This window comes from Agarivorans sp. 1_MG-2023 (assembly GCF_030548385.1).
Classification (GTDB): domain Bacteria; phylum Pseudomonadota; class Gammaproteobacteria; order Enterobacterales; family Celerinatantimonadaceae; genus Agarivorans.
In genome coordinates this window covers 154,207-166,777 of record NZ_JAUOSJ010000010.1, presented here as the reverse complement: position 1 = coordinate 166,777, position 12,571 = coordinate 154,207, and the positions used below count along the sequence as shown (strand labels likewise).

The window sequence follows — 12,571 nt, the reverse complement described above, 5'->3', positions numbered from 1 at the left end:
AGAGTAATTACTCTATTGGGTTCGCTGTTGCGATTCAAGTTATTTAGCTAAGCATTTTCTGTTAAAGCATAGCAGGTAACTTAAAACCACGAGTAACTCATAAATGGTGGCTTAAGTAATTGAAATATTAACGATAGCATCGAGTTTTTCTGCATCGCTAGGTGCCTGCCATAACTAACTTGGGAAGTGTTCCCCAAATGGATGTAAAACTTAGTGATTAGGCCTGTTATTCATTTTGGCTAAGCGAATATATTCAATCATTTATAGCCTTTATAAATGTATAAAGAGGTGATGCCATAAGTATTGAATTTGCCGCTATCAAATAGGCACTGCGTGGCTGGATTGCTTTCGCTGCTACTTACCCTTTTCTTTATTGACTGATCACTTATTTGCATCATAGTTTGTTTTTAACAATGGGTTAGCGTGTTTTTTAGCTGGTGTTAGTCATACCAGTTTGAATTTATCTGACTCATTGAAAAGGATTATGATGGAATACTTTATTAGCGCGTTGAAGAAATATGCCGAATTTTCAGGGCGAGCTCGCAGAAAAGTATATTGAATGTTTAGCCTGATTTACATGGTAATTAGCATCATCTTAAGTGTTATTGATGTTGCTATTGGCATGCAGTTATTGTCACTTATCTTCCCACTAGGAATGTTGATTCCTTGCATCAGCATTGCCGCAAGACGTTTACATGACACGGGGTGTAGTGGTTGGTGGCCGCTAATTGCTTTAATACCGATTATCGGCCTTATTGTGTTGATTGTGTTCTTGGCCTCAGATAGCCACGACGACAATAACTACGGCGCAAACCCCAAGGGTAATGGCGTATTCGCTTAATTGGCGGTCTGGTTGGGTTAGTAAATTGGCCCAACCAATTCTAGCTGGGTTAAATACACCCGCGTATCAAATTCTAATTGATGATAATCAGGCAGCATATGCTGACAGAGTTGGTAAAACGCTTTGTCATGCTCTTTTTCTTTTAGATGCGCCAGTTCATGTACCACAATCATCTTCAAAAACGGTTCTGGCACCTTTTGAAACAGGCTACTAACTCGAATCTCATTTTTACTTTTTAGTTTGCTGCCTTGAACACGTGAAACATAACTATGTAAACCCAAGGCGTGTTTCACGACATGAATTTTCTTGTCGTAAATAACTTTGCTTAATGGGGCTGATTTTCGCATATAGCGGTTTTTTAGTTCAGTGGCGTATTCCCTTAGCGCCTGGTCGTTATGAATGTTGTGGATGGTGGGGTATTTAGCTAACAAAAAGTCGCCCAGTTTTTGCTGCTCAATCAAGTTTTGTATTTGCGAATGTAGCGTGTCGGGATAGCCGCCGAGATATTTAAGCGTGTTCATGAGTCATTAAAAGTCGATGTTTAGCCTAGTGTAACTGGCTGAACATCGACCTAGCAAGCTACCGCGCTGTTAGCGGTTATTTTCTATTGAGCAAGGCTACCGCAGCCACCACTAGGGCAATACCTATTAGCTGAAAGATGTTTACCTGCTCGTCTAGAATCCACACTGCCATGAGTAGCGTAAATACCGGCCCAGCGCTGCCGGAAATAGAGGTACGCTGCGCGCCAATACGGTGAATTGCTTCGCTAAATAAAAAGGACGGTATCACCGTAGAGAATATCGCCATATTTAGTGCGTACCAATATACTTGAGATGGATAAGCACTTAGGGAAATACTGCTACTTTGCAGGAAATAATGGACAAAAATTGCCAAACTTGCCGCTATCATTGCAATACACGTAAATGCTTGGCTGCCTATTTTACTGACTATGGCTTTACTAAATACCAGGTATACGGCAAAGCTAAACGCACTCGCCACCACTAAACTAGTGCCTAGAGCCACGTTGTTGTTTAACTGAGTTGCGCTTGCTTCGTGCCACATCATTAGCGCCACACCCACCCAGCTTAGCGGTAGTGCGATAACAAATATCGCTTGTGGTTTTTGCCGATAGACCAACCAAGCCAATAAAATAGTGAAGCTAGGATAAGCGTACAATACCACCCGCTCCAAAGGGGCTGATATGTACTGCAAACCGCTTAAATCCAAAAAGCTGGCAAGGTAATAACCCGCAATACCTACAATAGATGCTCTTAGGGCAAAACCGGCAATCGGTTTATTGGTAAAGCGCCCCTGTTTCCACCAAAAACCTGCTAGCGCCAAGTAAATGGGTAAGCTAAACGCCATACGCAAAGTCATTAAGCTCACGGGATCGATATCGTGTTGATAGGCAAGCTTGATCCAAATCGCTTTGAGGGAGAACAGCGCAGTAGCAACCAGCGCGAGTACTAGGCCAATAGTGTTGGCAGAAAAGCGACTAGCGATTTGACGGTATATCGGTTTGTGATTATTCATGTCCTTACGAGCCTTATTATGGGTAAAAAAAGTAGGCTACGAAGGGCAAAGGGGCTGGCTGCGCTTCGCAGCCAGTGAAAATGTATAACTAATCTTCACCACTGCTTGTAGTAAGCAGCAGCCACAGTTTAACCGCAGTAGTGTTCACATTTAATGCGAGCAAACTGCTGAACTTGGCGGTGATGAAAACTTGGGTCATGTCATTTCCTAAGTGATGAACTTTTAGCCTACGGCAATAGCGAAAAGGCTGCAAGTGAAGCTTAAAGTTTAAAAAGCACCACGACAAAGTGGTGCTTGATACATTTTTGCGAGTGGTTACTTATGAGGCAACGGCGCCTAAAGCTATCAACCCTTGGGTAGCTTAGACACTTTCCATTGTTTCTTTATTTGCATAAACAAAGGCTGAATTAACAAAAATATTATTGATAGCAGCAATACGTAGATACTTTGTTGGCCCAACGCAAGCAGCAGCAAACAGCATAAGGCGGCGCCAGTGATAGCCAGTATTCTGAATACGCCCTTAAGCAATACGGCACCAGCGATCATGCTTAATAGGTATACCACAATGAAATTGCCATTGGCGTAGCGAATCAACTCATCTAACGGCAGTTTAAATAACCACGCTACAACGCAGCTAATAACACAGGCGCTAACAATAGTAATTAGTGCACGGGTGGGGACTTTGTTTGTTGATAAATGTGCCAGTTGCTTGGGTAAGTGACCTTCGTCAGCCATGCTCCAAAGCAGCCGTGCAAAACCTTGAATATAAATGTTCATACTAGCAAAGCAGGCTAGGTAGCCAACTATGGCGGCTAGCCACTTTGCATGAGGGCCAAACAGCAAGGCGACTACATGCGGCAGTGATTGCGTATTAGCATGCTGAGTACCGTAAGCACCAAACTTTAGAACCACTACCGACGCTGCCCAATACACGGCGCCAGCTACAAATACGCCAAGCAATAAAGCGATGGGGAAGTCACGCTCAGGGCGGCGAAACTCTTCTCCCATGTGAGCGAAAGCTTCAATGCCAACAAAACACCAAAACATCACCGCCAGCGCAGGCACAATATTGGGGCTGCCTAGGTCACTGGGCAATTGGTAATCGCTGCTCACTATATCGGCTTGCCACCATAATGCCGCCACTAAAGTAACAATGGCCAAGGCGATAATGGCTTGCACATTGGCCGACAATTTAGCGCCGCCTAAACCCAGCAAGAGCATACATAGCAAGGTAAAGAGTTGAATACCCAGAGACATGATTGGGCTTAGCTCGAATACCGCCTGCCAAAACCCCGTGGCCATCACTAGCGCGGCTGGTAAACCTACTGGCAGTACCGACAGAAATAAAAAGGCGGTGAGTTTTTCGGCGCGCGGCCCCAAGGCTTTTCCCACAAAGTGAGCGGCACCACCTGCGTGTGGATAGCGCTTGCCTAAGGCGGCAAAGGTAAAGGCGATAGGCAGTACCAAAGCGATGAGAATGGCCCAGGCTAATAGTGAGCTGCGCTCAGCGATGCTGGCAGCAATGGCGGGCACCACAAATATGCCAGTGCCAAGAAGAGAAGTGGCAAGCAAGGCAACGCCTTGGCTAATGCCTAATTGTTGATGTAAACGACTCATAGGTAACAACTGCTAGAGGATGGAAAACTCAATCATAGTCCTAAATGACCTACTTGAAAGCTGTGAACTTAGCGGAAATTCACGTGAATTAGTCGCCTATTGCCGTTAATTTAACGGTGACAATAAACGCGGGGTAAATTGGTCGATTATTTCGGAATATCTCCCACTAGATTTTAGCGTTCGTAATCCTTGATTAAACTGTTTCAGATATCGTTGATTGTTTGGATATTGCTTAGATAACATCAAACGAAACTTACGTTGTTCGAGCAAGGTTTCTGAATAGCTAATTTGCTGAGCATCGCTGTTACTGAGGTGATAGTTGATATAATGCAGCGCGACATGCTTGGTGAGAGCAACCGCATCTATCCGTTTGTGTAGCAGTCGTTCGAATAGACGCTGATAATCGCCTACTTTTTCTAACACTATAAGCTGGTTTTTGGCGGCTTTCTCAAGCGAGGGGTAAACAGAAAACATGGTTCCACCAATAGTGACTCCTTGTAAATCTTCTATTTTTTGCCAGTGAATCGGCCTAGATTTTAAGAAGAACAAAACCTCTTTGTCACTAACAATGGGATCGCTAAACCAAAAGTGTTGCTCGCGTTGCGGGGTTTTGACCCATGCAAGGCTGCCGTGCCATTGAACGTTAGCGGCACCAAGTCCTCGGCGAGCGTACTCATAAGAGCGCTTCCAAGGATAATAGCCATAGTAAGTACTGATGTTATTAAGGGCAAAAGCCTCGCTAACTATCTGCGCAGCAATATCTCCTTTGCTTAATTTAGCTGACAAATAAGGAGGCCACTCGCCACTGGTTAAATTGATATTTTCTACGGCAATGACCGAGTGAGAAACTAGCCAAGCAATACCTGCAAGTAGTCTAAATTTTCTGCGATAACATTTACTTAACTTATTTATCATTACCTGCTCTGTTTGTTAACGCTCACCTGATTTAACTGTAGTTGAGTGTGTAAACTCAGTGCTCAATATTCACACCAACTACCTATTTTGAGTAGGTATGTGAAAAATAATTTCATCTGTTTACAAAATCACGTTAGGCGAAATACGTGTTTTTTAGTGTGTTTTTATTACTCAAGTGTAAGAATATTTCAGAATTTGCAGTATAAATAACCAGTATACCTCTTTAGGGTAGTTTAAAGTTGTTATTGATCTACATCATTCTTTTATTTTTGTTACATCCTATTATCCGCGCATTAATCTTATTTTGTCCCTAGGAATTCTATGAGCAAGTTGAAGCTAGTTGTAATTGGCAATGGCATGGTGGGTCACCGTTATTTGGAAGATTTGGTTGATAAAGCTGATCTGAGCCAATTAGACGTAACCGTTTTCTGTGAAGAGCCGCGAGTAGCTTACGACCGCGTTCATTTGTCTTCATACTTTTCTCATCACACCGCTGAAGAATTATCTTTAGTGAAGCATGGCTTTTACGAGAAACACGGTATTGAGGTGTTGTTAGGCGAGCGCGCTATCAACATTAACCGTGAGCAAAAAGTGGTTTACTCAAGCACTGGTCGTGAAATTAACTACGACAAGCTAGTAATGGCGACGGGATCTTACCCTTGGGTACCGCCTATTAAGGGCAGCGAAAATAAAGACTGTTTTGTTTACCGCACCATTGAAGATTTAAAAGCCATTGAAGCTAGCGCTAAAAAGAGTAAAAGCGGCGCAGTAGTAGGCGGCGGTTTATTAGGGCTAGAAGCTGCGGGTGCACTTAAAGCACTAGGTGTAGAAACCCACGTGATTGAATTTGCTCCAGTACTGATGGCCGAGCAATTAGACCAGCAAGGCGGTTTATTGCTGCGCAACAAAATTGAGCGCATGGGTGTGCAAGTGCATACCAGCAAAAACACCTTAGAAATCCAAGCGCAAGGCGAGCAAGCTCGCAACACCATGCAGTTTGCCGACGACAGCAAATTAGAAGTGGATTTCATTGTATTTTCTACCGGTATTCGCCCACAAGATAAGTTGGCGCGTCAATCTGAATTAAGCATTGCGCCTCGTGGCGGTATTGCAATTAATGACCAGTGTTTAACGTCAGACGAACACATTTACGCGATTGGCGAATGTGCGTCTTGGAATGAGAGCTTCTTTGGCTTAGTCGCACCTGGTTACAAAATGGCGCAAGTGGCCGTTGATCATTTATTGGGTAATAACAACGCCTTTGAAGGCGCCGACATGAGTGCCAAGCTTAAGTTACTCGGCGTAAAGGTAGGCAGCATTGGCGATGCCAACGGCCGCACACCAAACTGTAAGAGCTTTGTTTACCAAAACGATGAAGAGGGCGTATACAAGCGCTTAATCGTATCTGAAGACGGTAAAAAACTACTGGGCGCAGTATTAGTAGGCGATACCGCAGACTACGGTAACTTACTGCAGCTTAAGCTTAACGACATTGACTTACCTGAGCACCCAGACACGCTTATTTTACCTGCTCATGTTGGAGGCGAAAAGCCGGCAATGGGCGCAGACTCTTTGCCTGACTCAGCGGTGATTTGTTCTTGTTTTGATGTTACCAAGGGTAAGATCGCTGCTGCAGTGGCTGACGGTCAAACCACTATGGCCGAAATTAAAGCCTCTACCAATGCAGGTACTGGTTGTGGCGGCTGTTTGCCACTGATTGGCCAAGTGCTTAATGCAGAGCTGGCTAAAGCGGGCGTAGAAGTAAACAACCACTTATGTGAGCACTTCGAATATTCACGCCAAGAGTTGTTCCACCTGATTCGCATCGAAGGCCTGAAAAGCTTCGACCAAGTGCTCACTAAGCACGGCAAAGGTTATGGTTGTGAAGTATGTAAGCCTGCAGTTGGCTCAATTATGGCTTCTTGCTGGGGCGATCATGTATTAGCACCGCAATTGGTGAGCTTACAAGACACCAACGACAACTTCCTTGGCAACATGCAAAAAGACGGCACTTACTCGGTGATTCCGCGCATGCCGGGCGGCGAAGTAACGCCGAAAGCCCTTGGCGTATTGGCCGAAGTGGCCGAAGAATACAAGCTTTACACCAAGGTTACTGGCGCGCAGCGTATTGGTTTATTTGGCGCGCAAAAAGACGACCTTCCTACTATTTGGCGCAAGCTAATCGAAGCGGGTTACGAAACCGGCCAAGCCTATGGTAAAGCGCTACGCATGGCTAAAACCTGTGTGGGTAGCACCTGGTGTCGCTTTGGTGTGCAAGATAGTGTTGGCCTAGGTGTCATGCTAGAGAATCGCTACAAAGGCATTCGAACCCCGCACAAAATGAAGTTTGGTGTATCGGGTTGTACCCGCGAGTGCGCCGAGGCGCAAGGTAAAGACTTAGGCATTATTGCTACCGACGCGGGTTGGAACATGTATGTTGGCGGTAATGGCGGGATGAAACCTCGCCACGGTGACTTATTAGCGGCTGACTTAGACCAAGCCACGCTACTTAAATATGTCGACCGTTTCATGATGTTTTACATCCGTACTGCCGACAAACTACAACGTACTTCAGTGTGGTTAGAAAACCTAGAAGGCGGCGTAGATTACCTGCGTGAAGTGATCGTTAACGACAAATTGGGCATTAACCAACAGCTCGAAGCCGACGTGACGAAGTTAATTGAAAACTTTAGTTGTGAATGGACCGATACCATTAACGACGAGGTACAGCTAAAACGCTTTGCTCACTTTATTAACAGTGACCAACGTGACAACAACGTGGTGTTTGTGGACGAGCGTGAACAGCATCGCCCTGCGACGTTCTCAGAAAAAAATCCCGGCGCTAAAGGCGACATTCTACACGTTGAGTTGGAGGCATAATCATGAGCTTTGAAACAGTTTGTAAACTAAACGACATCACCCCAGGCACCGGTATTTGCGCATTAGTGAACGGGGCTCAAGTAGCTTTGTTCCGCCCACGTGATGACGAGCAAGTATTTGCGATTAATAACATGGACCCTTTTGCTCAATCTAACGTGTTATCACGCGGATTGATTGTTGAGCATCAAGGTCAACTTTGGGTTGCTAGCCCACTTAAAAAACAACGCTTCAATTTAACCAGCGGTGAATGCCTAGAAAACCCAACAGTATCTGTTGCTAGCTATCCAGTAAAAGTTAGCGCCGGCAAGGTAGCCGTAAGCGCCTAAAGAATTTCGATTTAACTTTAACATTAAGGACTAATATGTCTTACGTAAAACCCGCTGAATTCGTTCAAACCATGATCGATGCTGGTGAAAGCAAAGTGTTTATGTCGACCCGCGATACCATTGTTCGCGGCATTATGGCTGGTGCTATTTTAGCGATTGCGGTAGCAGTAGCGATTACCGCAGCCGTGCAAACTGGTATTCCGCTAGTGGGTGCATTGGTATTCCCAGTGGGTTTTTGTATTTTAAACCTGATGGGTTTTGATTTAATGACCGGTGTATTTGCACTTGCACCATTGCCGTTGTTAGAAAAACGTCCTGGTGTGACTAAAGCGGGTGTATTACGTAACTGGGGCTTAGTAGGCTTAGGTAACTTAATTGGTTCTGTGGCAGTGGCGTTTTTGGTGGCCTTAACCTTTACCATGAACTTTAGTGTTGAGCCGGGTGCTGTAGGCCAAGCGTTTATCAAAGCTTCTACCGCGCGTACTCTAGGTTTTGCTGAGCACGGCTTAAACGGCTGGATTACCGTATTTGTTAAAGGCATTTTGTGTAACTGGATGGTGTGTTTAGGCGTGGTTGGTGCCATGACCTCTAAAACCGTTGGCGGCAAAGTATTGGCCATGTGGTTCCCCATCTTCATCTTCTTCGGTTTAGTGTTTGAACACGCCGTCGTAAACATGTACCTATTCCCATTGGGCATGATGTTAGGCGCTGAGTTTACTATTGCTGACTGGTTAGGCTGGAACCTTATCCCGGTTATTTTAGGTAACATTGTGGGCGGTTTATTGGTGACAGGTATGAGCATTTATGTGACTCATGGTAAAACCTTGCCACAACGCAATGCCGCTTAATCACTAAGCAGCGCACTTTGCTGAAAAGATAGAAGCCCCTAGCCTTTGTGCTTAGGGGCTTTTTTGTTTCTAAAGAATATTAACTTACCCACACCAAGGCCAAGGCTAATATAGGCAGCAAGCCACAGAGCTGGTACTCTACGCCATCGGCGTTAGCCCGCTAAACTGTTAGTAATAGATTTTAAAAGGATGCTGCAAATGTCTTTATCTCCCTCTGCCCCAAATGGCGACTTGGGTTTTGTTTCATTGGTGGGAGCTGGTCCGGGTGATCCAGACTTATTAACGGTAAAAGCGGTTAAGCGGATCCGCACCGCAGACGTGATTGTGTATGACCGCTTGGTATCGCAAGAGATCCTCGATTTAGCTTCGCCAACGGCTGAGATGGTGTACGTAGGTAAGCAGCTTGACCACCATTTTGTACCGCAACCCGATATCAATCAAATACTGGTAGACCAAGCCAAGCTAGGTAAACATGTGGTGCGCCTAAAAGGCGGAGACCCGTTTATTTTTGGCCGTGGTGGTGAAGAGTTACAATCGTTAGCTGCAGAAAATCTGCCTTTTGAAGTAGTGCCTGGCATTACTGCTGCGGTAGGGTGTACGGCGTATGCTGGCATTCCGCTAACCCATCGCGACCATGCGCAGAGTGTGCAGTTTATTACTGGTCATTTAAAACAACATGGTGAAGACATTGATTGGCCGTCGTTGGCCCATTCAAACCACACCTTGGTGTTTTACATGGGCTTGAAACAGTGCCCGCAAATTCAAGCCAATTTGGTGAGCAATGGTTTAGACGACGCCACTCCTTGCGCCATTATCGAGCGCGGCGCAACCCCACAACAACGGGTGCTTACCGGCAAATTGGTAGAGCTAGCGATACTGGCCGAGCAAGCCATCAGTCCATCGCTAATTGTGGTAGGCAGCGTTACCGAGTTGCATCAAGAGCTTGCTTGGTTCACGCCCGAGCCATATTAGCCACACCAGCCAACATGTCTGGTTAAGCCAAAATGGGTAGATATAGGGAAGTAATGCTTGGATAAGTTTGATCAAAAAATTGTCGCTATGTTGGTCGACAATGCACGAACACCGGTGAGTCAAATTGCCAGAGAGGTCAATCTGTCTCGCTCGGCCACCGCAGAGCGAATAAGCAACCTAGAGAAGCAAGGTGTAATAAGTGGCTACCACGCCCGTTTAGGTCATGCCCAACAAGCCGCGCCCATCGCTGCGCATTTAGAGCTACGATATAAAGAACATAATTGTGAAGCTTATGCCGAGATTATGCGTGGTATTCCCGAAGTAAAGCGCTGCCAAGCTATTTCAGGAGACGTAGATATGCTGCTGTATATTGAAGTGGCCAGCATGGCACGGCTTGAAGAGATCCGTCTGCAATTAGAACAAATGGATAAAATGGTGATGGTGCGTACTCACATGGTATTGCGTGACATGTTTAGCCGTTAAGATCATAGATGAAGCAAGTGATCGTGGGTTTTGAACTAGACGATGAGCGGCATTGGGTGGCTCGACTTGCTTGTGGGCATTATCAGCATGTACGGCATCAGCCGCCTTGGCAAAACCGCCCATGGGTAATGGACTATAAAGGCCGCTCATCAATGATTGGCCAAACGCTTAACTGCGTTAAGTGCACAGAACAGGCTCCTCGCGACTGGAACTAACAATTATTTCAAGTTGATAGATCTTTTTCCCTGCTCCCCTCGTTTTATTTGTATTGTTCCTGTTTGGCGAAAACCCTATGCAAATTGCATCTAGCGTTTATCAACGCTACCTATTGTTACTTGGATTGCTAGCTGGGCTGGCAGGCTGCTCCAGCGCTGATGTTGCAAGTTATGCGGCCAATCAACCCAAACTAGTCATCGAAGACTTCTTTAGCGGAAAGCTTACTGCTCACGGCATTGTGAAAAACCGCTCAGGGGAATTGATTCGTTACTTTAATGTGGAGATTGATGCCAGTTGGGACGAACAAGGCGTAGGCACTCTAGACGAGCATTTTGTTTTTGACGACGGTGAAAAGCAACAGCGCATTTGGACCTTAGTCCGCCAAACTGATGGCAGCTTTTTAGCCAGCGCAAATGATGTAAGCCAAGCGGCAACCATGCGTTTGGCCGGTAATGCCTTGTTTATGGACTACGTACTTACGCTTGATTATAAGGGAAGCCAGATGGACGTGGTGGTAGAAGACAAAATGTATCTAGTAAACCCGGCCACTATTGTTAACGAGTCGGTCATGAAAAAGTTTGGTTTTAAAGTAGGCTCCGTTAGTTTGGTGATTCAAAAGCAGGTGCTTGGCTAAAACTGCCGAGTGCACAAAAGCTAACTTAAAAGAGCAACTAACTTGTTAATGCTTACTTAAATGCGCTAGGTATGTAGTAAGCAACATGAATTAAAGAGAGAGTTAAATGAGTAAGGTATCTAATCTTGCACCACTGACCAGCAGTTTTAGTTTAGGTCCAGCGTTAATTACTATTACTAATTTACGTTTACGCACCTACATAGGTTTTAACCAAGAAGAGTTAAGTAAGCAGCAAGATGTAGTGATTAATGCCGAGATTCGCTATCAAGCCACCAAAGCGTGTGAAGCCGACAGCGAAGATTTAGCGCTTAATTATAAAGTGATTACCAAGGCGATGATTGCCCATGTAGAACAAGGTCATTTTCGCTTGTTGGAGAAACTCTGCGCCGACTTACTCTCGTTAGCCATGGAAGAACCACGAGTGATTAGCGCCAGCATTACCGTAGACAAACCTCACGCCTTGCGGTTTGCCGATTCAGTATCGGTAACCTTATCAGGCTCGCGTGATAGTGAATAAGCCATTGAATGCGATAACTGGTTCATCGGCTCCGGTGCTTATTACCGGTGGCACTCAGCGTTTAGGCTTGGCCATTGCTGAAAATCTGCTGGAGCAGGGTTACTCGGTGATAGTCACCTATCGTCGCGACAAACCTGCAGTGCAGGCCCTACGAGATAAAGGGGCCGATTGTATTCAGGCTGATTTTGCTGATGACGCTGGAATTAGCGCGTTTATTGCCTACGTACTGCAGCATTACCAAGCATTACGTGCAGTGATTCACAATGCCTCACAGTGGCTTAAAAATGGCGCTTTGGATAATGAGCATGAGCTGATGCGAATAATGTGGAGCGTGCATGTTAGCGCCCCTTATCAACTTAATTTGGCTTTTGAAGAGTTACTGAAAAACCAAACCCATAATCAGCTGGCCGATATCATTCATATGACTGATTACGTTGCAGAAAAAGGCAGTAGTAAACACATTGCTTACGCGGCCAGTAAAGCTGGCTTGGCTAATTTAACGCATTCTTTTGCGGCACGGCTTGCACCAAGGGTAAAAGTGAATAGTATTGCGCCTTCGCTGTTGATGTTTAACCAAGGCGACAAGCCGGAATACAAAACTAAAGCGCTCGCTAAATCGCTAATGGCTGTTGAGCCTGGTGCGGCTGAAGCGGTACAAGCGGTTAACTATATAATGAGCAGCCAATACCTCACTGGACGCACTATCGGCTTAGACGGCGGGCGCCATCTGGTCTAGGGTTAGTAGTGTTGTTACGTAAACCGCAGTGGGTGAGAAAAGAAAGACAATCT

At 45.5% G+C, this 12,571-nt stretch carries 14 protein-coding genes; 10 read left to right on the top strand and 4 right to left on the bottom strand.

Annotation, left to right across the window (positions count from 1 at the left end; genetic code table 11):
* The first annotated feature begins 559 nt into the window (after positions 1-559).
* Positions 560-841 (top strand): DUF805 domain-containing protein, encoded by a 282-nt coding sequence (locus tag Q4592_RS15520; protein WP_368509300.1) that lies wholly within the window; start codon positions 560-562, stop codon positions 839-841.
* A 17-nt stretch (positions 842-858) separates the two neighbouring features.
* Here the strand turns inward: Q4592_RS15520 and Q4592_RS15515 are convergent, their stop codons facing one another.
* The 4 genes from Q4592_RS15515 to Q4592_RS15500 all read right to left on the bottom strand — a co-directional run bounded on the left by Q4592_RS15515 (position 859) and on the right by Q4592_RS15500 (position 4,906).
* Positions 859-1,362 (bottom strand): M48 family metallopeptidase, encoded by a 504-nt coding sequence (locus Q4592_RS15515; RefSeq protein ID WP_303514760.1) that lies wholly within the window; start codon positions 1,360-1,362, stop codon positions 859-861.
* A 76-nt stretch (positions 1,363-1,438) separates the two neighbouring features.
* On the bottom strand, positions 1,439-2,374 hold the full coding sequence (locus tag Q4592_RS15510; protein ID WP_303514758.1) for a DMT family transporter: 936 nt from the start codon (positions 2,372-2,374) through the stop codon (positions 1,439-1,441).
* Between the two features lie 345 nt (positions 2,375-2,719).
* Positions 2,720-3,991 (bottom strand): L-methionine/branched-chain amino acid transporter, encoded by a 1,272-nt coding sequence (gene yjeH, locus Q4592_RS15505; RefSeq protein WP_303514756.1) that lies wholly within the window; start codon positions 3,989-3,991, stop codon positions 2,720-2,722.
* Positions 3,992-4,096: 105 nt separating this feature from the next.
* On the bottom strand, positions 4,097-4,906 hold the full coding sequence (locus tag Q4592_RS15500) for an ABC transporter substrate-binding protein (protein ID WP_303514753.1): 810 nt from the start codon (positions 4,904-4,906) through the stop codon (positions 4,097-4,099).
* A 321-nt stretch (positions 4,907-5,227) separates the two neighbouring features.
* On the opposite strand from Q4592_RS15500, the gene nirB reads away from it, so the two are divergent.
* From nirB to folM, 9 genes are all read left to right on the top strand, one after another.
* Complete coding sequence (gene nirB / locus Q4592_RS15495) at positions 5,228-7,786, top strand: nitrite reductase large subunit NirB (RefSeq protein WP_303514751.1); 2,559 nt, start codon at positions 5,228-5,230, stop codon at positions 7,784-7,786.
* Positions 7,787-7,788: 2 nt separating this feature from the next.
* Complete coding sequence (gene nirD, locus Q4592_RS15490) at positions 7,789-8,112, top strand: nitrite reductase small subunit NirD (RefSeq protein ID WP_368411618.1); 324 nt, start codon at positions 7,789-7,791, stop codon at positions 8,110-8,112.
* 35 nt (positions 8,113-8,147) lie between these two features.
* Positions 8,148-8,960: a formate/nitrite transporter family protein gene (locus Q4592_RS15485; protein WP_137672519.1), complete on the top strand. Its 813-nt coding sequence runs from the start codon at positions 8,148-8,150 to the stop codon at positions 8,958-8,960.
* 198 nt (positions 8,961-9,158) lie between these two features.
* Positions 9,159-9,932 (top strand): uroporphyrinogen-III C-methyltransferase, encoded by a 774-nt coding sequence (gene cobA / locus Q4592_RS15480; RefSeq protein WP_303514746.1) that lies wholly within the window; start codon positions 9,159-9,161, stop codon positions 9,930-9,932.
* A 57-nt stretch (positions 9,933-9,989) separates the two neighbouring features.
* Positions 9,990-10,415: an Lrp/AsnC family transcriptional regulator gene (locus tag Q4592_RS15475; RefSeq protein ID WP_303514744.1), complete on the top strand. Its 426-nt coding sequence runs from the start codon at positions 9,990-9,992 to the stop codon at positions 10,413-10,415.
* A gap of 8 nt (positions 10,416-10,423) precedes the next feature.
* Positions 10,424-10,630, top strand: a complete 207-nt coding sequence (locus Q4592_RS15470; RefSeq protein WP_303514743.1) for a DUF3565 domain-containing protein — start codon at positions 10,424-10,426, stop codon at positions 10,628-10,630.
* A 77-nt stretch (positions 10,631-10,707) separates the two neighbouring features.
* A complete protein-coding gene (locus Q4592_RS15465) occupies positions 10,708-11,265 on the top strand; it encodes a DUF3833 domain-containing protein (protein WP_303514741.1) in 558 nt (185 codons plus the stop codon).
* 106 nt (positions 11,266-11,371) lie between these two features.
* Positions 11,372-11,782, top strand: coding sequence for a dihydroneopterin triphosphate 2'-epimerase (gene folX / locus Q4592_RS15460; RefSeq protein WP_303514738.1), 411 nt, complete (start codon positions 11,372-11,374; stop codon positions 11,780-11,782).
* Entirely contained in the window at positions 11,775-12,518 is a 744-nt protein-coding gene (gene folM, locus Q4592_RS15455) for a dihydromonapterin reductase (RefSeq protein ID WP_303514736.1), read from the top strand. Before folX ends, folM begins: the two co-directional genes overlap by 8 nt.
* Positions 12,519-12,571 lie beyond the last annotated feature (53 nt).